This is a genomic window from Enterococcus sp. DIV0421 (assembly GCF_051713745.1).
Lineage (GTDB): Bacteria > Bacillota > Bacilli > Lactobacillales > Enterococcaceae > Enterococcus_D > Enterococcus_D casseliflavus.
This window is the reverse complement of record NZ_JBIOQM010000002.1, coordinates 242,209-268,728: the sequence shown is the minus strand read 5'-3', so window position 1 is coordinate 268,728 and position 26,520 is coordinate 242,209. Positions and strand designations below refer to the sequence as shown.

22 protein-coding genes, 1 tRNA gene and 2 other annotated features are annotated in these 26,520 nt (G+C 45.0%); of the genes, 8 read left to right on the top strand and 15 right to left on the bottom strand.

Annotated elements, in window-relative coordinates; genetic code table 11:
- Window positions 1-121 precede the first annotated feature (121 nt).
- The 6 genes from IGI96_RS12370 to IGI96_RS12345 all read right to left on the bottom strand — a co-directional run bounded on the left by IGI96_RS12370 (window position 122) and on the right by IGI96_RS12345 (window position 6,217).
- Complete coding sequence (locus tag IGI96_RS12370; RefSeq protein ID WP_016610651.1) at window positions 122-937, bottom strand: ABC transporter permease subunit; 816 nt, start codon at window positions 935-937, stop codon at window positions 122-124.
- Entirely contained in the window at window positions 934-1,818 is an 885-nt protein-coding gene (locus IGI96_RS12365) for an ABC transporter ATP-binding protein (protein WP_123834251.1), read from the bottom strand. The genes IGI96_RS12370 and IGI96_RS12365 overlap by 4 nt, the downstream gene beginning before the upstream one ends.
- Window positions 1,819-2,261: 443 nt before the next feature.
- Window positions 2,262-3,092, bottom strand: coding sequence for an energy-coupling factor transporter transmembrane component T family protein (locus tag IGI96_RS12360; protein ID WP_005225404.1), 831 nt, complete (start codon window positions 3,090-3,092; stop codon window positions 2,262-2,264).
- Entirely contained in the window at window positions 3,082-4,791 is a 1,710-nt protein-coding gene (locus IGI96_RS12355) for an ABC transporter ATP-binding protein (protein WP_270287922.1), read from the bottom strand. Before IGI96_RS12355 ends, IGI96_RS12360 begins: the two co-directional genes overlap by 11 nt.
- A gap of 26 nt (window positions 4,792-4,817) precedes the next feature.
- Window positions 4,818-5,372 (bottom strand): ECF-type riboflavin transporter substrate-binding protein, encoded by a 555-nt coding sequence (locus tag IGI96_RS12350; RefSeq protein ID WP_005225401.1) that lies wholly within the window; start codon window positions 5,370-5,372, stop codon window positions 4,818-4,820.
- Window positions 5,369-6,217 carry an SAM hydrolase/SAM-dependent halogenase family protein gene (locus IGI96_RS12345; protein ID WP_005225399.1) on the bottom strand — a complete coding sequence of 283 codons (849 nt, stop codon included), beginning with the start codon at window positions 6,215-6,217 and terminating at the stop codon, window positions 5,369-5,371. The genes IGI96_RS12350 and IGI96_RS12345 overlap by 4 nt, the downstream gene beginning before the upstream one ends.
- Window positions 6,218-6,308: 91 nt before the next feature.
- Window positions 6,309-6,548: a binding site (T-box leader), on the bottom strand.
- Window positions 6,549-7,000: 452 nt separating this feature from the next.
- On the opposite strand from IGI96_RS12345, the gene IGI96_RS12340 reads away from it, so the two are divergent.
- A tRNA-Leu gene (locus tag IGI96_RS12340) sits at window positions 7,001-7,082 on the top strand.
- Between the two features lie 93 nt (window positions 7,083-7,175).
- Here IGI96_RS12340 and IGI96_RS12335 read toward each other — a convergent pair.
- Window positions 7,176-8,828 (bottom strand): peptide ABC transporter substrate-binding protein, encoded by a 1,653-nt coding sequence (locus tag IGI96_RS12335; protein ID WP_060791756.1) that lies wholly within the window; start codon window positions 8,826-8,828, stop codon window positions 7,176-7,178.
- Between the two features lie 562 nt (window positions 8,829-9,390).
- Here IGI96_RS12335 and IGI96_RS12330 point away from each other — a divergent pair.
- Window positions 9,391-9,843, top strand: a complete 453-nt coding sequence (locus tag IGI96_RS12330) for a DIP1984 family protein (RefSeq protein ID WP_005234539.1) — start codon at window positions 9,391-9,393, stop codon at window positions 9,841-9,843.
- 235 nt (window positions 9,844-10,078) lie between these two features.
- On the opposite strand, the gene IGI96_RS12325 is transcribed toward IGI96_RS12330, so the two are convergent.
- The 4 genes from IGI96_RS12325 to IGI96_RS12310 all read right to left on the bottom strand — a co-directional run bounded on the left by IGI96_RS12325 (window position 10,079) and on the right by IGI96_RS12310 (window position 13,348).
- Complete coding sequence (locus IGI96_RS12325; protein ID WP_142971685.1) at window positions 10,079-10,795, bottom strand: NADPH-dependent F420 reductase; 717 nt, start codon at window positions 10,793-10,795, stop codon at window positions 10,079-10,081.
- Complete coding sequence (locus IGI96_RS12320; protein ID WP_142971684.1) at window positions 10,788-11,849, bottom strand: LLM class flavin-dependent oxidoreductase; 1,062 nt, start codon at window positions 11,847-11,849, stop codon at window positions 10,788-10,790. Before IGI96_RS12320 ends, IGI96_RS12325 begins: the two co-directional genes overlap by 8 nt.
- A 153-nt stretch (window positions 11,850-12,002) precedes the next feature.
- Window positions 12,003-12,365: a TIGR02328 family protein gene (locus IGI96_RS12315; RefSeq protein ID WP_142971473.1), complete on the bottom strand. Its 363-nt coding sequence runs from the start codon at window positions 12,363-12,365 to the stop codon at window positions 12,003-12,005.
- A 14-nt stretch (window positions 12,366-12,379) separates the two neighbouring features.
- On the bottom strand, window positions 12,380-13,348 hold the full coding sequence (locus IGI96_RS12310; protein WP_270287919.1) for an NADP-dependent oxidoreductase: 969 nt from the start codon (window positions 13,346-13,348) through the stop codon (window positions 12,380-12,382).
- Window positions 13,349-13,615: 267 nt separating this feature from the next.
- Between IGI96_RS12310 and IGI96_RS12305 the strand changes: the two genes are divergently transcribed.
- From IGI96_RS12305 to IGI96_RS12290, 4 genes are all read left to right on the top strand, one after another.
- Window positions 13,616-14,695 carry an ABC transporter substrate-binding protein gene (locus tag IGI96_RS12305; RefSeq protein WP_270287918.1) on the top strand — a complete coding sequence of 360 codons (1,080 nt, stop codon included), beginning with the start codon at window positions 13,616-13,618 and terminating at the stop codon, window positions 14,693-14,695.
- Complete coding sequence (locus tag IGI96_RS12300) at window positions 14,696-16,300, top strand: amidohydrolase (protein ID WP_270287917.1); 1,605 nt, start codon at window positions 14,696-14,698, stop codon at window positions 16,298-16,300. It abuts the gene before it with no gap.
- Window positions 16,301-16,764: 464 nt separating this feature from the next.
- Window positions 16,765-16,911 (top strand): hypothetical protein, encoded by a 147-nt coding sequence (locus IGI96_RS12295; protein WP_005234527.1) that lies wholly within the window; start codon window positions 16,765-16,767, stop codon window positions 16,909-16,911.
- A 218-nt stretch (window positions 16,912-17,129) separates the two neighbouring features.
- Window positions 17,130-17,714 (top strand): SOS response-associated peptidase, encoded by a 585-nt coding sequence (locus IGI96_RS12290; protein ID WP_005225388.1) that lies wholly within the window; start codon window positions 17,130-17,132, stop codon window positions 17,712-17,714.
- A gap of 81 nt (window positions 17,715-17,795) precedes the next feature.
- Here the strand turns inward: IGI96_RS12290 and IGI96_RS12285 are convergent, their stop codons facing one another.
- Window positions 17,796-18,401 (bottom strand): short chain dehydrogenase, encoded by a 606-nt coding sequence (locus IGI96_RS12285; protein ID WP_270287916.1) that lies wholly within the window; start codon window positions 18,399-18,401, stop codon window positions 17,796-17,798.
- Between the two features lie 201 nt (window positions 18,402-18,602).
- Window positions 18,603-18,834 (top strand) — a binding site (T-box leader).
- A 49-nt stretch (window positions 18,835-18,883) separates the two neighbouring features.
- On the opposite strand from IGI96_RS12285, the gene IGI96_RS12280 reads away from it, so the two are divergent.
- Both IGI96_RS12280 and IGI96_RS12275 read left to right on the top strand, forming a co-directional pair.
- Window positions 18,884-19,723, top strand: coding sequence for a MetQ/NlpA family ABC transporter substrate-binding protein (locus tag IGI96_RS12280; protein WP_086338581.1), 840 nt, complete (start codon window positions 18,884-18,886; stop codon window positions 19,721-19,723).
- 135 nt (window positions 19,724-19,858) lie between these two features.
- The gene (locus tag IGI96_RS12275) at window positions 19,859-20,770 is read left to right on the top strand and encodes a LysR family transcriptional regulator (RefSeq protein WP_086338582.1); all 912 of its coding nucleotides are present in this window, start codon (window positions 19,859-19,861) and stop codon (window positions 20,768-20,770) included.
- 137 nt (window positions 20,771-20,907) lie between these two features.
- Here the strand turns inward: IGI96_RS12275 and IGI96_RS12270 are convergent, their stop codons facing one another.
- The 3 genes from IGI96_RS12270 to IGI96_RS12260 form a co-directional block, all read right to left on the bottom strand.
- Window positions 20,908-22,656 (bottom strand): ABC transporter ATP-binding protein, encoded by a 1,749-nt coding sequence (locus IGI96_RS12270; RefSeq protein WP_086338583.1) that lies wholly within the window; start codon window positions 22,654-22,656, stop codon window positions 20,908-20,910.
- The gene (locus tag IGI96_RS12265) at window positions 22,640-24,394 is read right to left on the bottom strand and encodes an ABC transporter ATP-binding protein (RefSeq protein WP_086338584.1); all 1,755 of its coding nucleotides are present in this window, start codon (window positions 24,392-24,394) and stop codon (window positions 22,640-22,642) included. The genes IGI96_RS12270 and IGI96_RS12265 overlap by 17 nt, the downstream gene beginning before the upstream one ends.
- A 463-nt stretch (window positions 24,395-24,857) precedes the next feature.
- The gene (locus tag IGI96_RS12260; protein ID WP_086338585.1) at window positions 24,858-26,507 is read right to left on the bottom strand and encodes a peptide ABC transporter substrate-binding protein; all 1,650 of its coding nucleotides are present in this window, start codon (window positions 26,505-26,507) and stop codon (window positions 24,858-24,860) included.
- Window positions 26,508-26,520 lie beyond the last annotated feature (13 nt).

The window sequence follows — 26,520 nt, the reverse complement described above, 5'->3', positions numbered from 1 at the left end:
TTCACATTTCGAGACTATTATATAAGCATACCAACAAACAACCCTAACACTTTTTCATTTTTACTCCTTTGCCTGTCAGTCCCCGCTGACAGGCTCTTTTTTTGTCTTTTGATTGATATACTCAGACCTGCAAGTCTTTGCGCTCATAACGGGAAAAGGTGCCAAAGAAACAGATGATACCGATCAGCAGTACCCATAGGACTGATGTGGCGCCGTTATCCATGAGTTGGACGGGTAATGCCATGCGGACGGGTGAAAGTCCTGCTAGCCATTCCAATTTATCGTAGAGTTCCCCCACGATGCCGAGCAAATACAGACCGAACACGCAGCCTAAGCCGACGCTGGCGGTTTGTTTGCTGGAACGCAAGATCGTGGATAAAAAGAAACCTAGACAGAGGAAAAAGACTAAGACACCATACTCGGCAACGAAGATTTTGCTGATTTCTTCAATAAAAGCGGACAGGTCATCTTCAGGTAGTTTGAACAAAGCAAATGAGGCCAGACTACTGCCATAGGCAATCAGCCAAAAGCCAGTCAGCAACAACAATCGAGCGAGGAACTTCCACCCAACGATTTCTCTGCGGCTAATAGGCTGAGCATATAAATACTCGATCGTTCCTTCTGATTCTTCAGTGATCAGGCTGTTCAAGCCTAAAAGCATCCCATAAATACACGCAGCAATAAATAAGTATTGAAAGTAGTACCCGAAAAAACCTGTTGGAGAAACCAAACTTGAGGGTCCTGTCAGTTGGATGTTAAAGATGCCTAGTAATTCTGGGCTGAAAGAGCCCAACATCTGGTCTAACGACGTTTTCATTTCTGGCGTGATCATTTGAGGATAGATAGCCGTAAATGCAAAAATGATTGCTGCAAAAAGGATCGCCCAGACTAGCCAGCCTTTGAAGGTATTTTTAAGATCGATTTTCATTAAAGTCATTTTTGAGAACCTCCTTCATACAGGAGCATAAATTGCTGTTCAAGGGTTGGGTGTTCGATCGTGAACTCTTTAATGGCAGGATTGGTTAAAAAATGTGCCAGCTGATTCATGTCCCCTTGATAGAAAAAACGCAAGCTGTGTGATTCCTGAGCAAGAACCTGTACATTTTCCAAGCCGGCTAATGAGAGGCTGTCCTCATTCGTGAGCGTTACAACTTTGCCGAAATTTTCTTCCTCACTCAATTCTTTTACGGTGATGATCTGTCCTTCACGAATAAAGGCGGTCCGATGGGCATAGGTCTGAATTTCATGCAGATCATGACTGGATAGAAAAATCGTCATCCCCTGTTTGTTTCTTCTGAGAAGCTCTTCAAACAGCCGTTTTTGGATCAAGGGATCTAAGCCATTGGTCGGCTCATCTAAAATCAACATTCTCGGTTGTGCAATCAAGGCGCTCGCAAGCCCGACTTTTTTCTTGTTCCCTAAAGAAAGTTCTGCGATCGATTTGTTGGGATCAATTTGAAAAAGCTCCATCAACTCCTGAATCTCTTTTTTTGGCTGCTTGACTTGATGAAAATCTGCCGTAAATGCAAGTAGTTCTACTGTCGTCATTTTTGAATAAAACCGTACATCACTGGAAACATACCCAGTAAACGTTTTGATCTCTTTGGCTGCTTGTTGGCAATCTCGTCCAAAAATCGCCGCCTGTCCTGCATCTGGTTTGATAAAATTCAACAATACTTTGATGGTCGTTGATTTTCCCGCACCATTTGGTCCGATAAAGCCAAAAATCTCTCCTTCTGCCACTTGCAATGATACATTCTCGATGGCGTACTTCTTGTTGTATTGTTTGCTTAGTCCGTTGATCGTAATGGCATCCATCCTGTCCCCTCCTTGTACTGCTTTGATGCCATCAGTGTAGCCTTATTTCATGTTTCCGTCAATCAAAGATCTAAAAGGCTTCCGCTGGAATGTTTTACGAAAATCATCAACAGATTGACACACTTCTATTGCTTTCTCTTCCTATTTTTTTCACATTTTCCCGCTATTATCAATACATACCAACAAACAACCCTAACACTTTTTCATTTTTACTCCTATCCCGCCAGTCCCCGCTGGCGGGCTCCTTTTTTTATCGGCAAAAAAACGCAGACCTAGCAGCAACTGACTTTAGCAAATGTAGCATTCGCTAAAGTCAATTGTCTGACTATCCTGCGTTTTTTGGCTCGATCATTTCTGGGACGGATAAATCAGAGTTGACTCATCCGTCCCACTTTCATTATTGACAATGCGTCCGTTTTTTTAAGTTTTCATGGGGTGATTTGTTAACGAAACGGATTGTAGAAACGTCCGCCATTAAGGACCATCAAGGACAGTCCGAGCGCCACGATCAAGCAAACGACAGCAATCGCCAAGAGATCTTTGCCTTGGATCGGCTTAGCTTTCAGCCAGGTACGCTGCTTATGCTTGCCAAACCTTCTTAGCTCCATGGCAGCAGAAATATGGTCGATCCGTTCCAAGCTGGAAAAAATCAAAGGAATCGCGATCGCGACATTGCCTGCCACTCGCTTGCGCAAAGGTGCTTTTTTAGAAAGCTCCACGCCCCGTGCTTGCTGCGCTTTGGCAATGGTCCGAAAATCATCTTGAATATCGGGAATGTAACGCAAAGCCAGTGCGACTGCATAGGCGATCTTGTAGGAAATCCCGATGCGGTTGATACTGGACGCCAACTCACTAGGATTGGTGGTAAACAGGAAAATCAACCCTGGGGGAATCGTGACAAAATATTTGATCAACAGATTCAGCTCATAAAACACTTGCTCTTGAGTCAATGTATACCGACCGATCCCTTCGAAAATCACATGGCGCGTACCGTAGATCTCCACCCCATATTCTGGTGCGAAAAGATAGACCGCCACCAAATTCAAAAGCGAAAAGAAGATGATAAATTTCAATACAAAAGCGATATCTCGGTAGCGAATTCCAGCACTGGCAAATAGAAAGACCGAAAACAATGCCAGTCCAATGAGAAAACGCGTATCATAAGAGATCATCCCGATGACGGATAGCAGCAAAAAACAAATCAGTTTTGCGGCACCGCTTAATTGGTGAATCCACGTTTTGCGGTCAAGATAGCCGATTAGATTACTTTCCATCGTGCTCCTCCTTCTCGCTGGCAATGAAGGCAGCAGTAAAAGCGGCGGGATCTGTCAGCTGGTTAAGGGTCGCCAGTGTGTACAAGCTGGTTTCTTTGAGGTTCGCGGCACTCACCACTTGTTTGTCTGCTAAAACAACTTCTGGCGGTGCGTCCAGCAAAATCGTTCCTTGTGTCAAAACGATCGTCCGCTGTGTATACTCCAACATCAAATGCATATCGTGGGTGATCATAACGATCGTTAATCCCCGCTGGTTCAACTCCTGTAAGAATTGCATCATTTCGGTGTAATGGCGATAGTCTTGTCCCGCTGTCGGCTCATCCAATAAAATGAGTTCAGGATCTAAGACGAGGATCGCTGCAATGGCGGCTCGGCGTTTTTGCCCATGACTTAGTGCCGACAATGGCCATGAGCGAAACGGATAAAGACCACAGATTTTTAAGGTCTGGTGAACTTTTTCTGTGATTTCAGCCTCTGGAACGTTTCGGTTGCGCAAGCCTAAGGCAACTTCGTCAAACAGGAAGTTTTTCGACAGCATTTGATTGCTGTTTTGTAAAACATACCCGATTTTTTGCGCTCGTTCTTTGATGGAATCATTGCCCATGTCCGTTCCTTGCCAAAGCAACTTGCCAGAAGTCGGAGTCAAAAAGCCAGTAATCAAATGGGACAAGGTCGATTTTCCTGCGCCATTATGACCGACCAAACTAATCATTTCTCCTTGATGGATGGTAAAATCCAGTGCCTGCAAAATTGGTTTGCCCACTTGGTAGGAAAACGATAGATTTTTTGCTTGCAACAACGGCGGCTGGTGGCTAGGAAGTGCCGTTTTCGGAAATTTTTCCTGAAACTGAGTCAGTTTTTCGGCAATCTCAGGTGATGCAAATGCTTCTACCGCGACCAAATCAGCAGCGTCGGTCACGGGAACCCCCGCTTTTTTTAAAGCAGCTAAATACAGTGGTTCACGAATGCCGACTTGCTGTAGCATGTCCGTTTTTAATAGTTCATTCGGTGTACTGTCGGCAAGGATGCGGCCTTCTTCCATCACGATGATGCGATCGACAGCTGCGGCTAACACTTCTTCTAAGCGATGTTCAATGATGATGGTGGTAAAACGCTTCTCTTGATACAGCTGGTCGATCATTTTGATGGCTTCCACACCTGTTTGCGGATCCAAGTTGGCTAGCGGCTCATCAAACAGTAGAATCGGTGTTTCATCGATCAAAACACCTGCCATTGAAACACGTTGCTTTTGGCCACCCGATAATTCCTGCGGTTTTTTCGCCAAATGATCCATTAAGTCAGTCTTTTCTGCCCAAAAACGCAGCGCCTCTTGCATCACTGCTTGACTACGCTGATCGTTTTCCAATGAAAACACGATATCTTCTGCTACGGTCAAGCCTACAAATTGGCTATCGGTGTCTTGCAGCACCGTGCCGACGGTCAAAGACAGCTCGTAAATGGAAGCTTGCCCAAAGGCATTGGTACCGATCGTCAATTCTCCAGTACTACTGCCTTTGTCGTTTTGCGGGATCAAACCGTTCAAACATTTTCCTAATGTACTTTTGCCAGAACCGCTGGCACCGACGATCAGGACTTTTTCTCCTTCATAGATCGTTAGATCGATGTTTTTCAAGGTCGGTTCCGCTTGTGCATCATATTGGAAAGAAAAATTCGTAAATTGAATGATTTTTTGTTTCATTTTTTAGCCTTCACACATTTCTTTGGTTAGGATTCCTTGCTCAAGCTGCCTTTTTTGGTTTTGGTTTGGGCATAGGCTTTTAGCAGGATCACTCCGATTATCCCAGTTACGACTGCATTGGTCAATCCCGCAATGACTCCTTGCGTAAAGACTTTGTTCGCTGGTTCGCCATAGATCAAAATATCCCCGATCGGGGCAATGATCACCCAGACGACCAAATTTGCGATCGTTTCACCGATCAAGAAGGTCCGAATTTCTTTAGCGCCAAAGGTTCCTTGCTGGATTGGAATCCAACGAGTCAAAAGTCCAAAGAACACCCCTAAGATCCCAGAGGCGGCGATCCAAGACCACCATGGACCATAAGTCGTTAAATCTCCTAGGGCATGCCCGATAAAGCCTGCTAAACCAGCCACGATCGGACCGTAGACAACGCCTAATAGCGCCAAGAAAGGATAGGCTGTGGCGATATCTGTATTTGGGAAACCCGTCGGGATCGTGACGAAACGTTTTAAGACGAAAAAGACCGCAGCACCGATACCGATTGCAACAATGTGTTTTACTGTAAATTTTGATTGATTCATTTTTCATTTCTCCTTTTTTTGAGGGTAATTTTCCAATTTGTGCCAGTTCCGATTTTATAGGTTTCAGCAAATGAAGCCAAGTTGAGCCCTAAACCGATATTCAGCAAGGAATTGACATATAAGACGGGTTCTTGTTCTGCCACTTGCGCAAAGGAGCGTCCGAAACGCACTTCTTCTTGATAACGCAGGGTATCTTGGTAGTAGATACTGACGAGCAGCGACTCATTGTATTGGACCTGCCATTGCTTAAAGAACGTGTGGGGAATATTCGTCCACAACGAACCAAAGCGGATATCGAGAATATCGATCGTCCCTGTGATCGTTTCAGCTGTTTGGCTTGGCTTTTCAATGGCAAAAACTTGGATCGCTTCTTTAGGTTCAGGTGTTCCTAGCTCTTCAAAGCTGATGGCGCCGCTGGCGAGCCGAGCGGCATTATACATATAAACATCCCGACCATGAAACGTATGGCTTTCGGCTGATCCTGCCAAGCGCTCAGTTGCCTCATTGATCACCCGAAGTTCAGCGATTCCGATATAAGTCGCTAAATAGGTCAGGGTGCCGTTATCTGGTGTCAAAACCAACTGCCCGGTCGCCAGCTTGGCAACCACACTTCGTCGATCAGACCCTACGCCAGGATCGACCACTGAAACAAAGACTGTTCCTGCTGGCCAATAGGTGACGCTTTGCAGCAGGCGATAGCTGGCGTCATGAATGTTGTATGGCTCGATCTCATGAGTCAAATCCGCAATGACCAGCTCTGGTGCCACTTGATAGGCTACCCCGTACATCGCATTGACCGCTCCATCTTGCAAACCAAAATCGGTTTGAACCACTAATTTGTGCATTTTCTCTCCTCCCAACAACCTTTCTCCTTTTCAACAAAACCTTCGCATGAAACAGCTGACCCTACAGACACAAAAAAAGCCCTTAGCCAAAGCTAAGGGCATCACCTGCGGTACCACCTTAATCTGTAAAGCCTTCACAGGCCTCACCTCATTCAGTACCCGAAAACACTCGGAGACTGTCGCTTGTTAACGGGGCAACCGTATTTTCCTAATTAGTCAGAAAATCCGCTCCAAAGTCATTTTCAAATCATTTGTTGTCGTTCCTTCTCACCTGCTGGAACTCTCTGCTAGACAACGCCCGTGATTCTACTTTCTTTTTCATCGCGTTTGCATTTTGTTTCATTAAAATTATCAAAGCTTGTGCCTTTTGTCAATTCTCTTTTAAGAAAAAATTCAAACAGAAGCCATAATTTGTCAAAAGATTCACGCAATTTCTAAATTTCACGCGAAAATTCTTCATATTTTCTCGGTATGATACTTGTATACCAACAAACAACCCTAACACTTTTTCATTTTTACTCCTTCCCGCCAGTCCCCGCTGGCGGGCTCCTTTTTGTCTTCTGACTGTTTTAGATGGTATCACTTTTTCTTGGCGATTTCTTCTCAGAATTCTGTTTGATTCGTCAATTTTTTTTCACATTTTCCCGCTATTATAAATGTATACCAACAAACAACCCTAACACTTTTTCATTTTTACTCCTATCCCGCCAGTCCCCGCTGGCGGGCTCCTTTTTGTGAGATTGGACTTGATTTTCTTCCTAGAAAGGATTATCTTTATCTTATGCGGAAGTGGCGGAATGGCAGACGCGCACGCTTCAGGCGCGTGTGAGTTTATCTCGTGTGGGTTCAACTCCCATCTTCCGCATTTAGCAGTTCAGCTTTCTGAACTGCTTTTTTTGTTGCAAAACGCGCATGTTCATCGAATAAACATGCGCGTTTCATTCAACTATTTTTCCCCTTATTCACTAACATAGGCGGTGCGGAAAAAGAAATGCGCGCCATAAGCTGGGAATTGGATGTCTTTAACATTTGATTTGATCAGATAATTTGAAGCACTTTGGTAAAGAGGGACTTGCGCAGCATCTTGTTCCAACAAAATTTCTTCTGCCGCTTTGTAATCTTCAAAATATTGATCGGGGTCATTGGCATGAACGGTGCGCGCATCTTCCGTCAACGCCGTATATTCTTCATTGACATAGCCGCCGTAGTTAAAGGAAGCGCCGTTTTTGTATAAGATAAAGAACATATCCATGTCACTGCTTCCAGCGATCCAGCCAGAAACGGAAAGCTCATAATCACTATTTGCTCTTGATTGATTCAAGCTGGCACGTGGCTGTTTGTTGATGGAGATCGACAAGCCTGGCAAGTTTTCTTGCAGTTGGCTTTGCAAGTACTCCCCGATTTTTTGACCATTGTCATCATCTGTCACTAATAAACGCAGCGTCGTACTTTCGCCAATTTCCGCTTGGGCTTTTTCCCACTCTTCCTTGGCAGCCTCTAAATCATACAGATTATAATCACCGCTATATGCTCGAAAATCTTCGCCAGTATTTGGATTCGCTGCTAAGCCGGTAGGGATCAATCCATTTAAAACTTTCGCTCCATCGTTCAACACATTATCCACGAGACTTTCTTTGTCGATCGCCAACGCGATCGCTTTACGCACATGAACATTTGCTAAGGCATCGTTGGCGGTTTTATTGAAGTCTAAGAAAAAGTTCGCCACATCGTTTTGCGTAACTAGTTCTTCATTGTCCCCGTATTGTTGGACGTAGATCCCGCTGATTTTTTGCAAATCAAGGTCGCCGCTTTCAAACAATTGGATCCCCGTATTTTCTTCTTTGATGGTGGAGCCTTTGATCTCCTCCAATTGAACGACATCAGCATCGTAGTATTGGTCGTTTTTCACTAGCGTCCACTCATCTCCAGTCTGTTGCCAATCGGTTAAAGTAAAGGGACCAGAATACAACAAATCTTCACTTGTCCGGGCATAGGTCTCGCCTTTTTCTTCAACAAAGGCTTGATTTTGCGGTGCCAACCAGCCGATGGAAATCAAGGATAAAAACGAAGGCTGCGGCTGCTCCAACTGCACGATAAAGGTCGCGTCATCTGGGGTTTCCAGACCAATCGTTTCTACGTCTGCATTGCCTTCACGAATGTCTTTACTATTGACTACATTATCCAACAAATAGGCATTTGGTCCCATCGTTGCTGGATCGACTAACTTTTTCCACGCATAAGCAAAGTCAGCCGAAGTGATCGCTTCGCCATTGCTCCATTTCGCATCGTCTCGCAAAGTAAAGGTATAGGTTTTGCCATCTTCACTGATTTCGACTCCTTCTGCCAAGCCTGGAACTGGTTCGCTGTTTTCATCGAAACGGTAGAGCCCTTCGAATAAATGTTGTACGATGGTAAACGTTGCTTTATCCGTCGTTTGGGTCGTATCGAGAGTCGTCAGCTCAGCTGGTAGACTCACCGCGATCGCTTGATTCGGCGCTCCGTTAGTTTCAGCCTCTGATCCCTCAGTATTTCCTGTTGTCGTGCAGCCAGAAAGGGTCAACCCAATCACTCCTGCTGCAACCAATAAACGCTTCTTCCAGATCATTTTCATTCTTCCTCCTATGTGATTGCGCAACCAACGCAAGTGTTTTTCATGACATCAAAAAACGCATTCAACGATAAAAAGAAAAAAACTCATCCCTTTGCTTATCAACTTTGACAAACAAAGGGACGAGATTTTCGTGTTACCACCCTTTTTCGCACCATTCTCACAAATGGCACCTCAACAGTACGCTAAGATACTTGGCACGGTAACGGCTGCTTTCCGTCTGAGTTGCGTGAACAAATCAGATCACTCAGAGCTCATCTTCACTTTTTTTCTGCTGCCCTTTCTCACCATCCGGGTTCTCTTCTAACAGATTCCAAAGCTACTCTTCTCTTCATCGTCTTTCTTTTTATCTAAAAAACAGGTAAATGACGTTTTTTTGTCTATTTCATGATTGTTATAAAGTATACTATTGGTGTTTTTGGAAGTCAACAAGAATTGCGAATATTCAGTTTTTTATGATTTTTCTGGCAGACCTTTTTTTGCATCTTGCTTGCCTTTCATCACGTTCTTCTCTAGGATAAGAACTAGATAAGCTGTTCTCATTTGTAAAAAGGAGTGTGCCAAAATGAAATTAGCAGAAGCGTTACTTTTAAGACGGGATTTGAACAATCGTCTGTTTCAATTACGTAACGAGATCTCTAGCAGTGTGTTAGTCCAAGAAGGCGATACCTTGGATCGTAGTATCACAGAATTGTTCAAGGAATACGATGAGATCAATCAACAATATTCAGAATTAGTCGTTGCCATCAATCGGAAAAATGCGACTGCCTCTTTAGCAGATAGTGCGTTATTGCTGATGGAAGCACTAGAACAGCGAGAACAGCTGCGCCGCAAGCATGCACTGCTAACGCAAGCACTGGATGAAACCAAAGCAGCTCCCCGAATAGGTCGCAACGAAATTCGACTGGTGCGTACGATCGATACAAAAACGCTAACGGAGCAATTGAATGCGACCGCCAAGCAGCTGCGAGAATTAGATGGAAAGATCCAACAAACCAACTGGCTGGTCGATCTTTAATCAATATGGGTGGGTGTCAAAGGCGAGCACAAAGCAGGTACAGGCTGATATGTACACTATGGAACGTCTGGCAGAGACGTAAACGTAACAACCACTGCTTACGAATCACAATCGTAACAATCACATTGTATTTTTTAGCGACCACGTGCTGATTTGACTGGATGGGAAAAACCCTCTTCTTTTTTGAGAAGAGGGTTGTTTTTATCGTATCCAGTCGTACATGGAGGCGGCTCTTTTACTGCGAAGCCTGCTGCTTGTTACTCACAGCGGAAGGACGCGCCAGAAACGCTTGCCCTTTCTCACTGCTCCAAAACTCCTTCATCAATGCCGTCAATCCCTCTTTGGTTTGATTGGCACCAAAGAAAGGACTGCCGGGTTCCAACATGATGCCATTAGCTAAAGCACCGATAGGAAAGGGATCAAAGCCGAAAGCGTCAACGATTTCGGCTGTCTGATCGAGGGCGGTTTGGTCATCACCAGCAATGGCGATGGCTTTTTTGGCAGTTCCTTGAGCAGCCGTTCTCGTCAGCAAGGATTCCTCTTGGATGTCGTGGTACCCCATATGATTGAATCCTTTGACTACTTTACTTTGGGAAAAATAGCGTTGCACACGTTCCGAAGAAGTCTGCTCGATGGATGAGTATTCTGTTTCTTTGCCATCGACTTCCCACCAATAATTCATGGCATCGATCACTAGCTTACCAGCCAAAGCTTCTGCCGGCAGCTGTTGGTACTTACTCAACGGAATGGCCAAAATGATCGTTTGAGCTTCCGCCATCACTTCAGCGGCATTTTTTGCGATTGCTCCCGGAGCCAACACAGAAACGGACAAGGCGATTTTTTCTGCTGGCTTCGTACTAGCAATCAAGACCCGATAGCCCGCCTGGGCACCAAGATTTGCGAGCGCTAAGCCTAACTTGCCTGCGCCTAAAATACCGATGGTTTTAGGCATTGCCATCACCTGCTGCCAACAATTCTTTCACTCGTGGAATCACTTTGGTTCCATACAATTCAATCGTTTTGAAACGGTCTTTTTGCAGTTGTCCGCCAGTACCGTATACCAGATCAAAGCGTTCTACTCCGACTTGCGGCATCATACGAGCGATTTTTTGCGCCACGGTTTCTGGACTGCCTACATAATAAGACCCATGTTCGACTTCAAAGTCAAAGCGCTCTTTGCTCATGGCTGGCCAGCCGCGATCAAGACCGATTTTGTCCATGCTCTTTTTGATGTAATTCCAGCCGATTTCATAAGCTTCTTCGTCGGTATCGGCGATCACACCATGAGAGTGCATGCCGATTGGTAAAGTCGGTTGCCCTAGTTGCTGCGCTGCCTTTTTATACAGGTCAACATAGGGCGCAAAACGAGCGGGTTCGCCACCGATGATCGCTAACATAACAGGAAACCCATAACGGACGGCACGAATGATCGATTCAGGGGTTCCACCGACACCCACATAGGTATCTAGTTGATGCCCCTCAATTTTTGGAAAAACGTCGGCATTTTTTAAGGATTGCGTAAACTTGCCTTCCCAAGTTAATGGTTTGCCTTTTCTCAATTCACTGAACATTGCTGTTTTTTCTTCAAATAGTTCTTCATAATCTTGCAAGTCATAGCCGAATAGAGGGAATGATTCAGTAAAAGATCCTCGTCCCAGCATGATTTGTGCGCGACCGTTCGACAACGCATCAACGGTCGCGAACCGTTCGTAGACCCGCACAGGATCATCCGAACTCAAGACAGTTACACCGGTACCTAATTTGATGGTTTTGGTAACCATTGCTAAAGCCGCTAGTAACGTATCAGGACTTGAGATCGAATATTCTTCCCGATGGTGCTCCCCTAAGGCAATGACATCGATGCCGACTTCATCGGCTAATTTTCCTTCTGCTACGATATTGCGCAACGATTCGCTGTAACTGATTCGTTCTTTCGTTGTATCATCAAAGGCTAGATCGCCAAAAGTATCTAACCCAAATTCAAGATTTCTGTGATTGATGGTCATTTTCTTTTCCTCATTTCTCATTACTGATTCTCTGTTCTCACTATAACAAGGAACAAAAAAAGTTGCGAACAATATGCTTACTTTTTGTAAGTTAACGATTTTAAAGCGAAAGAAACACTTTCCCGAACAAAAATTCAGGAAAGTGTTTGGTCTTTAAAGATAGATCCCCTTACGATGGAGATTCACTAAGCATTCTTCCAAGTATGCTTCATCATGTTCTGGATAGATCGGCGTAGTCAAAGGGACGGCTTGAACGGAGGGTTCCAGCGGCAGATTTTTGCCACGATACGCCGGATCGTACCATTCAGGTGCTGGCCGATAGCCTCGACGGGTCATTTCATCCAGCACTAACTGATGGTATTGAAACAATTTATAGGGTGGATGAGTAAAAACGTAATCGACGGTTGCATGCTTCTTGCCCCAGCCTAACCCTCGTAAGGCTGCTGCTTCACGATGCTGGCCTAACAGCTGCTGCCGAGGCAAAGCAGGTATCAGCGCTTCATGCCATAAGCGCATCGGTTCAGCCTCCTTTATTCTGCGTCTTGGCTGATGAAATTGTCTTGGTTTTCAATAACGATCTTGCCGACTGCATGGTGTGTTTCACTCAATGCGTGGGCATCGTAAATTCCTTGTGCTGTCAATGGGAAGGTTGCACCGATGATACTGTTGACTTTTTCTGCTTCGATCAGCTCTGTCAATTCTGCCAATTGTTTGCCGTTGGTTCGTAACCAAATTGCTTTGGCGAAGATGTCTTTTTCTTTTGCCAAGTCTTCGTCTTCAATACTCAAAATCGAGATCAGACGGCCCTTAGGTTTTAAGACAGTGAAACTTTTCTTCTGGGTGTCGCCCCCCATCGTATCAAAGACCAAATCGATGTCTTGCAAGACTTCTTCAAAATCTGTCGTATGGTAATCGATGATCTCATCGGCACCAAGTTTTTGCAATAACTCATGGTTACGAGGACTAGCCGTCGTGATGACGTAAGCGCCAGTTGCTTTTGCTAGTTGGATCGCATAGGTACCAACTCCGCCTGCTCCGGCATGGATCAAGACTTTTTCCCCTTCTTTTAAACGACCGTGTTCAAACAACGCTTGGTAAGCAGTCAAACCAGCTAATGGCACTGCAGCTGCTTCTGCGTAGTTTTGGTTTTCTGGTTTGATCGCTGCTAACTCAGCATCCACGATGGCGTAATCAGCATACGTCCCAAAACGAGTCGTTTCAGGGCGGGCATAGATCGCATCACCAACTTTGAATTCTGTCACGTCAGCACCTATTTCTACGATATCCCCTGCGACATCCCAACCTAAAATAATTGGGAAGTCCCACGGAAACATTTGTTTTAAATAGCCTTCTCTTAATTTCCAATCGATCGGGTTGATGGACGTTGCGGCAACTTTGACTAATAATTGATTTGCTTTTAATTCTGGTAATTGGACCGTTGCTTCTTTTAATTGGTCTTTTCCACCATAGGCTTCAATAACGACAGCACGTGTTTCCATTGATGCTTCACTCCTTACATTCATTCTTCATCAAAGAGAGGTTCCTGTTTTTCCATCCCTTGATTTCTCACTTCCCTAGCTTAGGCAAAAGGAGGGAATTTGACAAATGATATGTTTGGAAACTGCCCCAGCCACCTGGCCGTTCCTCCTTCAAAGCCTTGAAAGAAACGGGTTTATTTTTTCTTCATTTTTTTATTGCCTTTTCTTTAAAAATCAATTACGCTACTCAAGAAATACGAAATTGTAGAGAAAGAAGGAATTGATGAATTGAAAAGGTTGTGGGTATTTTTTGGCGGTGTGATCGGCATCACCGCGTTGCTGTTTTTAGGTGCTTCGGTTTTAACGAAAGAATCGGGGGCAGCAACGTCGTCCGACAAAAATACAGTGATTATTTACAATTGGGGCGAATATATTGACCCCGAATTGATCAAAACATTCGAAACTGAGACTGGTTACTCAGTGATTTATAATACATTTGACTCCAACGAAGCGATGGAAACGAAAATCAAACAAGGCGGCTCGCGCTATGATTTGGTTTTCCCTAGCGAATCGATCATTCCGAAAATGATCGAAGAAGGACTGTTAGTGCCTTTAGACCATCAGAAATTGACGGGAACGGAAGATCTGTCGCCTTTTTTGATGGATCAAGCCTTTGATCCTGACAATACCTACTCGATCCCCTATTTTTGGGGCACGATCGGAATCATGGCAAATACTGAAGAAGTTGATGTTTCTTCGATCCATGGCTGGAGTGATTTATGGGACCCTGCATTTAAAAATGATTTATTGATGGTGGATGGTGCTCGCGAAACCTTAGGAATCGCGTTACAGACGCTCGGTCTTTCCCAAAATGAAAAAGACCCGACCAAGGTCGCCAAAGCCTTGAAGAAGCTGGAAAGTATCCGTCCCAATGTCAAAGCAGTTTTGACCGACGAGATCAAAACCTTGATGATCAACAACGATGCCCCTTTAGGAATCGGATATTCGGGCGATGCCGCTTATGTGATGGCGGAAAATCCTGCCGTCACCTATATCGTTCCCAATGACGGCGGTGCGATTTGGACAGACAATTTTGCGATCCCGAAAACCGTTGGCAATCTTGAGGGAGCCTACGCCTTCATCAATTTTATGCTGCGACCAGAAAATGCCGCACAAAATGCCGAATACGTGGGCTACGCCACGCCGAGTGAATCGGCCAAAGCCATGCTGCCAGCAGAACTGACTGCTGACAAGGCTTTCTACCCTGAGCCAAGTGCGATGGAACAAATGGAACATTATGAATACTTAGGAAAAGAAGCGGTTGAGCTTTACAACGACCTTTTCCTTGAATGTAAGTTGGGATTATAATTGTCACTATTACTAAAATCTAAACACATCTTTGATACCAAAACGAAAACGACTTTTGCGGGCTTTCTCCTGATAGAAGACCAGAAAATCACGGCTGTAGGTCCTCTTTCAGCGCTGCCAACACTTGCTGAAGACACCCAGGTCATTGATCTCAAAGAACAAATGATCATCCCAGGCTTTATTGATGCTCATGTTCATTTTTATCTTTCCGCATTACTCCATCAAGGGGCACTGACCCATCTTACGGGAGTGACAGAAGAAGCCGTTGCCCAGCAAGTACCCGCCTTGCCCATCACCCATGGATGGAAAATCGGCATCGGCTGGTTCAGCAGTGATTTCGGTCAGCAAGTCTACCCGACGAAAGATTCAATCGACAACTATTGTGCCGACACGCCTGTCATGCTGATTTCAGGTGATGCCCACAGTATTTGGTTGAATAGCCAAGGGATCGCTGCTTTAGGGATCACACCTGAGAACTTACCAGCAGGGATCAGCGGGGAGGCACTGCTTGACGAAAACAGCGGACAATTAAGCGGCTGCTTTTTAGAAGCGATCGCCATTCATTATTTAGCAAAGGTCTTACAGTCATTCCAAGCACAAAGCCCTGCTGCCTTTCTGACCTATATGAAGCAGCTCAATCAATACGGCATTACGACGATCGGTGATGTTGCCTTGACAGGAGAAAGCTGGGACGATTTGGTTTACCCCACTCTTTATCGGCAAACAGAAGCAGAAGCGACCTTGCGCGCTGTCTTTTATCCAGCCATGCGAGAAGACATCACGCAACTGAAAGAAACTTACCATACTTATCGCTCCGAAAAAGTACAAATGGGCGGCGTCAAACAATTTTTTGATGGCGTGACGAGTACGCACACAGCTTTTTTAAAAAAGGAATATGAAACACCGTATTTTGCTGGTGATGTCGGGATGCCGTTGATCGATGTTCAACGGATGCGCCGCTTTATTTTACAAGCCAACCAGCAAGACTGGCCGATGCGCATCCATACCATCGGTGATGAAGCGATTCGACAAGCACTCCTCTTCTATCAAGAAAGTGCTGCTGCTCACCCGCTTTCTAAAGGCAAAGCCAATACCTTGGAACACTTGGAAGTGATGGATGCCGCTGATCTGCCACTAGTTCGCCAAGAACAACTGGTACTCTCCGTACAGCCTAGCCATTTATTAGTCGGTTATGAGACCCTCGATGAAGAAGTAGGACCTCAGCGTGCCAGTCAAATGTTTCCTTTTCAGTCCTTTCTAGAGCAAGGCGCAACCTTGGCTTTTGGGACTGATACGCCAGTCGTGATCGACGTGACCCCTTTAGACTCGCTGTATTATGCGGTTGCTCGGCAGGAAAAAAACGGCCAGCCAGCAGGCGGATTGATGCCTCAAGAAAAAATCTCCATCGCCGATGCCCTCTATGCCCACACCGCAGGCGCCGCCAAAGCCTTGAGTCGGCAAGATATCGGTCGATTAGAAGTTGGCTGTTTAGCCGATCTTTGTATTTTGTCCCAAAACATCTTGCCTTTGACTGCCGAAGAATTGCTTCAAACGACTGTTGAAGCGACGGTATTTGATGGGCGGTTTGTTTATCGGGATAACTGATGAAACACCAGATCTTGTGAAAGTACAAGGTCTGGTGTTTTTCTTTGATCAAAAAATACAGAAACAGGTGCTTAGTTTGGACCACTCTCCCTTTTCTTACTTGCCCCTATCCCTTACGATGGATTCCCTGCTTGGCAGCTATGCTTTATCATAGGTTTTCTTTCGGTAGTTTTGATTCGCGGGGATTGGTCTATTCGATTGGCACAGCAAAAGAATAATTCAAGCGGTTGCCAGTTTCTTTATTTGATGGAAATTCAGAAACATGCCTCTTTTTCCTTGGAGCTTTTCCTTTTAACAGCAATCATTGGTCTATTCCACCACCCCTTACTTTCTCCTTCAATCGTTTTTAAACCTTTGAATAAATTCTTAATAAAATAACTAACAAAAAATAAAAATTTACTATAGCCCTTGAATGTAAGCGGTAAATTTGTTATTATTACCAAGGATAAGGAGGTGTTTATCTATTGTATGCGATTAAAATCTTTCATGGTTATCTAACCGCCGAAGGAAAAAGAACACGGGACAAAACAATTGCATTGACCTATACTTGCAGAGAAGATGCTGAACGTTTCGCAAATAAAATCGGCGGGAGAGTTAAAAAAATTGGCTAACCAACTAGAATAAAAAAGGCTGTCAACCTCAGTAGGTGACTGCCTTTTTTTGTTATCTGATTTCCAGCAAATCAAGCGATACTCCTGACTTTTTACATATGTTTAAGATCTTTTTCTTGTTGAATCGAGAAGTGAAGCAAGTTAGTTGGTTTTGACGCCTTGAGTCTTTATACTGAAACAAAGGCACCAGCCAATCCAAAAAAAGGAGTGACCCGTCCATGTGCGGCCGATACTTATTTGACCCAACAACTGGCGAATTGTCAGAATATTATCAAGAAGCCGCGGCGAAAGCCCGCAAGCGCCAACAGACTGTCGCTGTCAATGATGTTTTCCCTTCCAATCATGTCGTAACCATCGGTGCAAATCAACAACAACAAGTTGTAGCTGGTGTGACAAGATGGGGCTTTACCGGCTTTAAAAAAGGGCATTTGATGATCAATGCGCGTTCTGAGACCGTTGAAGAAAAACCGACTTTTCGCAAACCTTTCCAAGAGCATCGCTGTGTCTTTCCGATGTCTGGTTTCTATGAATGGAATCATGAAAAGGAAAAGTTCCTCTTTTCGCAAGATCACGTGATTTATGCCGCTGGTTTTTATCGCATCCTTCAAAAAGAGGATCAGATCGAAACCGAATCAATCATTCTAACGACTGCCGCGAACGATTCTGTTGAACCAGTCCATGATCGAATGCCTCTGTTCTTAGAAAAAGAAGCGATTGCTTCTTGGATCAATGACTTGGCTTTTGCTCGCCAACAACTCAAAGCAGAAATGCCCAAGCTGAAAACCCAATTGCTCTCTTCTTAACTGCTTGCTGCTTCTTTTTCAGCAGAACAAAAACCGCCAAGTCAGCTTTGATTTGGCGGTTTTTTCTACTTCTGCTTTTTCTTAATAAACGGTGAAGGTTTTGCCAGTCATGATCCCAAAGACTGCTTTTTGATACGCTGCAAAAACGGGTGCGTCACCAACGGGAATAAAGCCTTTGAAAGAATCGGCGAAGGTTTTCCAAGAGCCTACAAGCGCATTGGGACTGACTGCATTGATTCGTATCCCATGACCGATTTCAAAAGCTGCCGATGCCACGAAGGCTTCCAAACCGCCGTTGACCAGTGCTGAAGGTGTGCCCATTGGGATAAATTCGTCTTTGATAATTCCAGAAGTCAGTGTGATACTGCCGCCTTCATTGAGAAAATGCTGGCCAATCAACGCAAGGTTGACTTGTCCTTGCAGCTTCGAAGCCACCGACTGTTGAATATCTGCTGGCGTCAATTCCTCAAAGGGTTTAAACACTGTGCTTCCCGCAGCGGAAACAATGGCATCCACTTTCCCAGTAGCTGCAAATAGCTGGCTGACACTGTCTGCATCCGCAATTTCGACCTGATGATCGCCGCTGCTACGGCTAGCCGTGATCAGCTCCACCTCTGGTAGCTGCTGAAAGCCTTCAACTAAAAGCTGCCCAAGTGTGCCGGTGTGTCCAATCAAAAGTAATTTCATTTCCTCGCCTCTTTTTTCGTTTTGTGCTTCGATTCTAACCCAACCAAGCGATTTCGACCATTCATCTGCTTTTCCTGACTTATTGGTCTATTCTTACCCTTACCCATTTGTTCCCCTACTACCTGCGTAGTGATTGGAATCACCTATCACGAAAGCAATTGACAACTTTCTCATCTTGTTCTAAGATACTACTAATTTCATACACATGCAGTGAGAAGAAGAGTACGATCCCCCCTTTCTTTCAAGAGAGCTCGGAACTGGTGGAAACGAGTAAGGAAGACGATCCGAAGATGACCTTTGAGCATTCGTGGACGAACAATCCCCGACGGAGAAAGCCCGATAGCGCAATGCAGTTTATTTGATGAACTGACTGAGGTTTTTTGTTTCAACAAAAAACAAATGAAGGTGGTACCGCGAAATGATCGTCCTTCCCAAAGAATTGTCTTTGGGAAGGTTTTTTTTATAAAAAAGGAGGAAGAGGTATGAAACGAAGGATTCGATTAGGTATGGGCATTGGTCTGTTGTCCTTGGTCTTATTTTCTGGCTGCGGCAACCAAGAAGAAGTGACCGGAAATGCCGAAGAGCAGCAGACAGAAATCAGAGTTGGTACGACACCAGGACCTTACAGCGAACTGTTTCTTCAGGGAATCAAACCGATTTTAGAAGAAGCAGGCTATACCGTGACTGATATTGGCTTTACTGGGGTATTGGAAGCAGACATTGCACTGAACGATGGCGAAATCGACTTAAACGTCGATCAGCATACCGCCTATTTAGAGAACTTTAATGAAAACACGGGTGCCGATTTGGTGGGTATCACACCGATCCCTACTGTTCCAGCTGGCTTGTATCCTGGCAGAAAGGACAATTTAGCAGCGATTGAAGCAAACGATACCATCGGGATTCCCAATGATCCGTCAAATAGCGCCCGTGCCCTGTTGCTGCTGCAAAAAGCTGGATGGGTCGAACTTGACCCCGAAGTGGCGCCCATTGACGCGACGTTAAGAACCATTACTGACAATCCTTATAACCTGGATATCGTCGAGATGGATTCTGCGCAAATCCCCCGCAGCTTAGCAGACTTAGACTATGCGGTGATTCCCGGCAGCATCGTTTATAGTGCTGGAATTGCTGCAGAGGAAAGCTTATTAAGTGAAGACATTTTGCAAGAGTATGAACTGGTGGCAACGGTCAAAGAAGCCAACCAAGACAGTGATTGGGCACAGGCAGTGGTGGCAGCTTATCGTTCCAAAGCCTTTAAAGAACTGCTGGCAGAAGAGAATCAAACGGGCTATTGGTTTATTCCTGAAGAATTGCAATAACCGCTTCACAAGTAGCAATAAGTAGCAACTGTCGTCTTATTTTTTAAGAAGCTTCTATTATAGAAGGAAAAGAACTGACTACTATTGATTGGTGGACCCTTTTTCCGTCTGAATCTTTGTAAAGGAGGTCAAAAATTGAATATTCAACAAATGCGGATCGTGCAAGCGATCGCTGACCATGGAAGTTTTCGTGAAGCAGCCAAACGGCTGTATCTCTCACAGCCAAGTCTTTCCCAAGCCGTGAAAGAGTTGGAAGCAGAATTGGAGGTCCAGCTTTTCGAGCGTACGAATCAAGGTGCCCGCTTGACTGCCGAAGGCTCGGAATTTCTAGACCATGCCCAGCCGATCTTGAGTCAAGTGGCGCAGCTGCAAACGCGTTTTTCCAGCAAGCAAGCAGCGAGTCAAACCTTCGCCATCGCAAGCCAGCACTATGATTTCACGGCTGGAATTTTCAGTGAGCTGCTGCAGGAATTTCCCGACTGTCGCCAATTTCGCCTATTAGAAACCACGACCTTAAAGGTAATCACGGACGTGCAGCAATATCGAAGTGAATTTGGGGTTCTTTATTTGAATGAGCAAAACCAAGCAGGATTGGAACGACTGTTACAAGGCGCCCAATTGTCCTTCGAGGCGTTGGGACGGTTTCGCCCCCATGTCTTTTTACGAGGGACTCATCCCTTGACAGAAAAAACGCGGCTTTCCTTAAAGGATCTCGCCCCTTATCCGCAAGTACGCTTTTTGCAAGAAGATGAGCGCTATTCGTTCTTTTCCGAGGATTTGATCGACTTTGCTCAAAGCCCCCAAGTGGTGCATGTCAGCGATCGAGGCACAATGGTCCAGCTATTACAGCAGACGGATCTTTATGGAACCGGCTCGGGGATCGTTGCCCAACCAGAACGCCAAGGCTTGGCTTTTCTTCCTTTGATCGACGCGTCCGAGGGTGAGATCATCCTCATTAAAAAGAACGCTCGCCCATTATCAGTGATCGGCGAGCGTTTCTTAACAAAATTACGACAACACCTTGCCGCTTTTCCTACTGATATATAAGCGAAGGCCTCCTCTTCCTACTCCCCATAGATGATTGGCTGCACCTTCGCATTATATAAAAAATCCTTGAGCCACTTCCCATGCAGGAGGCTCAAGGATTTTCTTTTACGGTTACTGTTGTCGGCAATCACCTCTGATTACAGCTGCTCTGCCTGCATTTGATACATTTGCTGATAGATTCCTTGCCCTTGGACAAGACTCGCATGGGTTCCCCGTTCCACGATCTTCCCTTGGTCTAGGACCAAGATTTGATCGGCTTGTTTGATCGTTGACAAACGGTGAGCGATCATGAAGGTCGTCCGTCCTTTTTGCAAGACGGTCATCGCCTTTTGAATGATGGACTCTGTTTCAGTGTCCACATGGCTCGTCGCTTCATCCAGAATCAAGATTTTTGGATCAAACACCAGCGCACGGGCGAAACTGATCAGCTGGCGTTCTCCACTAGAAAACTCATTGCCTTTTTCAACGACTGGATGATGGATGCCTTTTTCGTAGCGGCTCAAAAGGTAGTCAGCGCCGACTTGTTTCAAGGCATCGATAATCATCGCTTCGGTGATCGTTGGATCATTCATTCCGATGTTGCTGGCGATCGTTCCAGTAAATAGATAGGGATCTTGCATGACGATCGCCATTGAATCTCTTAAACTATGACGATCATAATCAGCGATCACTTGTCCATCCACAACGATTTTTCCCTGCTGCGGATCATAAAAACGGAACAACAGGTTCAAAATACTCGATTTTCCAGAACCAGTATGACCAACTAAAGCAATGGTCTCTCCTGCGGCAACGTCAAAGTTGATATCGTGCAAGATCGCTTGCTTAGGGTCGTAGCCAAAGGTCACTTGTTGGAAAGAAACATCGCCATTCGTGACAGTCAGCTGCTCACTTTGTTGTTTTTCAACCGGCTGATCAGCAAACTCAAAGACCCGCTGTCCAGCAGCTAATGATTGCTGCACATTGGTGATGGTTTGGACAAGCCCTTCGATGGGATCATACAGGCGGTTGATGTAATCAATAAAGGCATACAGCAAGCCTGCTGAGATCGCCAAGCGGCCATCAAGGAAAAAGGCGGCCAAGGTCGTGATCAAAATCAAGATCGTTGAATTTCGCAACAAGTTGCCTAATCCCCAAGCGATACTTGAATCGAGCAAGAGGTATTTACGTCCAGTTTTGAACCATTTCTCTACTGTTTCATTAAATTCTTTCTGCAACTGATTTTCTCGTTGGAAGGCTTGGATGATCGCCATTCCTTGGACAAATTCATTCAACTGCCCACTGATTTGTGAGATGTACTCCCGCATTGCTAAATTGTAACGAGAGGCATATTTGGTATAAAAATGCTGCCAGATTCCTAAAATCGGGATCAAAATCAGCATCGCTGCTCCTAAGGTGCGGTTCAAAAGAAACAATGCAATAAACGCACCAATGATTTGGATGATGTTGCTTAACAAATTACTGATCACGATCACGTAGAAATTCGACCGCAAGACTTCGGTGTCATTCGTGATTCGTGCAACGACTTTACCTGCTGGGATTTGGTCAAAGTAAGAAACGGGTAATTTGTGCATATGGTCAAAAAGCTGATCCCGCATTTTTTTGACGATACTGTTGGACATTTTTCGCAATTGCAGCAAGCTGATATAACGAAAGAGGGAACCAATCAAATTGACCAGCAAATACCCAGCGAGCAATTGGATCAAAAGCATCGTGTCTAAATTGCTACTGTTAACCGCTGGTGTCATCACTCGGTCGATCAGCTGCTTGGCAATCAGTGGGGAAGTCAGTTCGAGCGCTGCAGCCAGCAACAGCAAGATCGCACCCACGGTAAATTGTTTTTTATAATAGCTCAAATACGTGAGCAAACGTTTAATCGTTGAGAACACTCGTATCGTCCTCCTTTAACTGTTGATGATAATACTGCTCTTGGTACCAGCCTGGCGTTTCGATCAACTCCTGATGGGTACCACGCTGTGTGATCCGTCCGTCTTCTAAGACGATGATTTGATCCGCTTCGGTGATGGCGGACAATCGATGGGTCACGATGATGGAGGTCGGTGCCTGCTTCATCGTTTTCAAATTCGTGATGATGGCTTGTTCCGTTTTGGCATCAACTGCCGAAAGGGCATCATCCAGTAAGAGGACTTCACTGTTTCGTAAAAACGCCCGTGCTAAGGACAAGCGTTGTTTTTGTCCACCAGAAAGGGAAACACCTTTCTCACCGACGACCGTTTCGAGCCCTTCTGGCATCCGCTTGATGTCTTCGCTAAAGCAAGCAGCTTCCAGTGCTTCCCACAATACTTCTTCGGAAGCGTCTGGCTGTCCGAATAACAAGTTCTCGCGAATCGTTCGTGAAAACAAGGTATGTTCTTGCGGTACTTCTGCAAAGTGGTTCCGCACTGCTGTTGTTTGATAGGCCGTCAACGGCTGCTCGTTGATCAAGGGGACTTGATCAGAGTATGGATAGCGGTGACCGAATTGTCTTAGCAGCGTCGTTTTTCCGCTGCCGGTCTTCCCAACGATCCCTAAGACTTCTCCACGAGTGATCGTCAAATCCAGTCCTTCTAACACATAACGAGCTGCTTGCGGGTATTGGAAATGATATGCTTCAAAACGGATCGTATTGATAGCTTGCAGGTCGGCTTCACCTGGCGTTTCTAATTCATCCCCCGTCTGCAGCACTTCATTGATCCGACGCCAGGATGCGGCACCTTGCTGCATCACATTCACAAGATCTCCTGCTGAGATCATCGGCCAAACGACCATTGTCAAGTACACTTGGAAAGAAACCATCGCACCGATGGTGATCGTTTGGTTGGCAACAAGAAACGCCCCGACACCAAAGCTCATCACAAAACTGATTGCTAAGATGATGGTAATCAGCGGCCCAAAACGGGAATCGATCTCAGAAACGATATTGTTTTTCGCTCGTGTTTCCAGTGTTTTCTTTTGAAACTGTTCCGTGGTGGCTCCTTCTAGTCCATAAGCTCGGACGACCCGAATGCCATCAATGATCTCCAGCACTTCACTGTTCATCTCAGAAACAGAATTCTGCGCTTCCGTAAACGCCTTATCGACTTGCGAGCCCCATTTGAAAATGTAATAGGCTAAAAGTGGCATGGGAATCAGGGCAATCAAGGTCAGTAGCCAAGAAACCGTCCCAGCCATCATCGCTACGATAAAACTTAGATACAAACTAGTATTTAAGAAAACCATCAGTCCATACCCAATGGTCATCCCCATCACTTGGACATCGTCACTGGAACGAGTCATTAAATCACCTGTTCGGAAACGATGGTAAAACGGCGCCCCCATTTTGAGAAAGTGGCTCATCAATTGTTCCCGTAATTGTTTTTGCAGATCGTAGGAACCAATAAATAAATTAAACGTCCAAACAAATTCCGCCAAATATCCTAACAAGATAGCTCCCGCGAAGAGGCTCACATATTGGATCAGTACGGAGTAATCAAAATTATCTTGAATCAACGCATCGATGAACAAGCGCAGAATATAGATCGGTGCGACATACATCGCACTAGCGATCACCATAAAGACGAATACAAAGGTATAGCGCACCTTATGTTCTTTAAAATACGATGTTAATTGTTTTAATACATACTTCATGTTTTATCCCTCACATTCTAAAAAAGTACACAAAAAAGCTCTGTCCCTTCGGAAAAAGGACAGAGCATAAACGTCGTTATTATAGACATTATCTGTACACTAATGGTTACCGAATGAGGGATTCACTTTATTCAATTTGGTTGTTTTTTTATCAAATACTTTTTGCATCGTAATCCCTCCTTCTCTTTTTATTTTTGCTGACTACACCTAACACTTTACAGATAAGTTTCTGAGAATGCAACAACTTTTATTAATTTTTTTTCAAAAAGATTGACTTTTCTAAAAAGGCGTTTCTCAATTTCTCGCTTTTTAACAACTATTTTTTGAAAACGAATTCTCGATTTATCCTAAGCGCTGCAAGGAATCTGGCAAAATAAAAAAACAGATTCCCCTCTCTTCAACAAATGCTGTTTGGTCAGCACACTTGGTTGAAAAAAAGTTCCTCTGTTTTCTTACTTCCTGTTTATTCTGTGACAGATGCTAGGCGATAGGATACTGTTCGTCCAAAAGGAAACACTTGCACCCCTTGCAAACGATCTGTTTTCAAATACGCTACCGCCCCTTGATATAACGGCAAGACGGCTGTATCTTCAACGATCAATTGCTTTTCAAGTTCTTTCAATAAGTCCCAACGGGCAGCTGGGTCGTTTGCTAAAGTCGTCCGTGCTTCTTGTAACCCTTGGTCGTACCTTTCACTAGCATACCCAGAGGTATTCAAGCCACCTGTCGAATCATAAAATTCTAAGAAGTTGATCGGGTCCGCATAATCTGGTGTCCAAGTCCCGAAGACGAGATCAAATTCACCTTGGGATTGCAAGTCCAAGCGGTTTTGTAAAGGAATCGACTTGGCATCGATGGTTAATCCAGGCAAATTAGTTTCTAACTGTCCTTGGATAAATTCGATGGTTTTCTTGGCTGCTGCTGTATCTGCTGACAACAGTTCCAAAGTGATCTCGTCTTGTCCCAACTCTTCTTTGGCTTGTGCCCAAAGCGCTTGTGCGGCTGTTAGATCATACGGCAGTAAATCGCCATTTTCTTCACGAAAATCTTGGTCTGTTTCAGGATCTTTGGCAAAGTTGCTTGGCACAAAGCCGTTCAATGCAGTGGATCCATCGCCTAAGATATTTTCGGCAAATGCCTCTTTGTCGATGGCTTGTAAAATCGCCTGACGTACCTTGACATTGCCTGTGACTTCTCGTTTTTGGTTGGCACTTAAATACCCCACCAGCGCCTTTGGCACATAGTTGGCTTGAGCTGAGTTTTGGTATTGCTGCGCGTAAGTATCCGTTAAGGTGGTGTAGTCCAGTTCTCCTGTTTCAAAAAGGCTGACACCAGTTGCCGTTTCCTTCACTACTTGCACGTCGATCTTGGTCAATTGGACATTCTCAGCATCCCAATAATCAGGATTTTTCGTTAACGTCCATGATTCGTTGGTCCCGTTCCACCCTTCGATCAAGAATGGGCCGTTGCCAACAAAATTTTCCGCTGATAACCCATAATCGGCGCCTTTTTCTTCAGCAAACGCTTGATTTTTTGGCATAAAAGGTGTCCCGACCAGAATCTGATCCAAATACGAGATCGGACTTGCCAATGTCAGCTCTAACGTCTGCTGGTCCAATGCTTTGGCACCTAACTCACTGACCTCAGCGTCTCCTTGACGTACTTGACTGCCATTTTTCAACACATCCATTTGATTGCTGCTGCTAGAACCGTTCTCTGGATTGGCAACATATTGAAAGGCGTAGACAAAATCATCCGCTGTAACAGGATCGCCATTGCTCCATTTTGCATCACGAATGGTGAAGGTATAAACCAGTCCATCTTCTGATACCGTAGGCTCTTCAGCGGCCATCGCAAGCTCAGGATCCCCCTCTTGATCCAGACGGTATAACCCTTCTGCCACTTGTCCGATCATATCGGAACTGTTGACATCCGTGTATTGCCCGCTATCAAGGGTCGATAAGGCGCCAGCGGTTGACACTTGAATCTCTTGCGCAACAGCTCCAGCTCCTTGCTCCTCTTGCTGTCCAGAATCCGTCGTGGGACTCGTGGTACTGCAGGCACTTAAAACCAATACTGTGAAAGCAGTGATACCCATCATTTTCTTTTTCATTTTTCTCCTCCTT

What these genes read in the sequence shown, in the direction of transcription:
- IGI96_RS12370 (WP_016610651.1), bottom strand. Translation starts at nt 937, where the DNA reads ATGACTTTAATGAAAATCGATCTTAAAAATACCTTCAAAGGCTGGCTA.
- IGI96_RS12365 (WP_123834251.1), bottom strand. Translation starts at nt 1,818, where the DNA reads ATGGATGCCATTACGATCAACGGACTAAGCAAACAATACAACAAGAAG.
- IGI96_RS12360 (WP_005225404.1), bottom strand. Translation starts at nt 3,092, where the DNA reads ATGGAAAGTAATCTAATCGGCTATCTTGACCGCAAAACGTGGATTCAC.
- IGI96_RS12355 (WP_270287922.1), bottom strand. Translation starts at nt 4,791, where the DNA reads ATGAAACAAAAAATCATTCAATTTACGAATTTTTCTTTCCAATATGAT.
- IGI96_RS12350 (WP_005225401.1), bottom strand. Translation starts at nt 5,372, where the DNA reads ATGAATCAATCAAAATTTACAGTAAAACACATTGTTGCAATCGGTATC.
- IGI96_RS12345 (WP_005225399.1), bottom strand. Translation starts at nt 6,217, where the DNA reads ATGCACAAATTAGTGGTTCAAACCGATTTTGGTTTGCAAGATGGAGCG.
- IGI96_RS12335 (WP_060791756.1), bottom strand. Translation starts at nt 8,828, where the DNA reads ATGAAAATGATCTGGAAGAAGCGTTTATTGGTTGCAGCAGGAGTGATT.
- IGI96_RS12330 (WP_005234539.1), top strand. Translation starts at nt 9,391, where the DNA reads ATGAAATTAGCAGAAGCGTTACTTTTAAGACGGGATTTGAACAATCGT.
- IGI96_RS12325 (WP_142971685.1), bottom strand. Translation starts at nt 10,795, where the DNA reads ATGCCTAAAACCATCGGTATTTTAGGCGCAGGCAAGTTAGGCTTAGCG.
- IGI96_RS12320 (WP_142971684.1), bottom strand. Translation starts at nt 11,849, where the DNA reads ATGACCATCAATCACAGAAATCTTGAATTTGGGTTAGATACTTTTGGC.
- IGI96_RS12315 (WP_142971473.1), bottom strand. Translation starts at nt 12,365, where the DNA reads ATGCGCTTATGGCATGAAGCGCTGATACCTGCTTTGCCTCGGCAGCAG.
- IGI96_RS12310 (WP_270287919.1), bottom strand. Translation starts at nt 13,348, where the DNA reads ATGGAAACACGTGCTGTCGTTATTGAAGCCTATGGTGGAAAAGACCAA.
- IGI96_RS12290 (WP_005225388.1), top strand. Translation starts at nt 17,130, where the DNA reads ATGTGCGGCCGATACTTATTTGACCCAACAACTGGCGAATTGTCAGAA.
- IGI96_RS12285 (WP_270287916.1), bottom strand. Translation starts at nt 18,401, where the DNA reads ATGAAATTACTTTTGATTGGACACACCGGCACACTTGGGCAGCTTTTA.
- IGI96_RS12280 (WP_086338581.1), top strand. Translation starts at nt 18,884, where the DNA reads ATGAAACGAAGGATTCGATTAGGTATGGGCATTGGTCTGTTGTCCTTG.
- IGI96_RS12265 (WP_086338584.1), bottom strand. Translation starts at nt 24,394, where the DNA reads ATGAAGTATGTATTAAAACAATTAACATCGTATTTTAAAGAACATAAG.
- IGI96_RS12260 (WP_086338585.1), bottom strand. Translation starts at nt 26,507, where the DNA reads ATGAAAAAGAAAATGATGGGTATCACTGCTTTCACAGTATTGGTTTTA.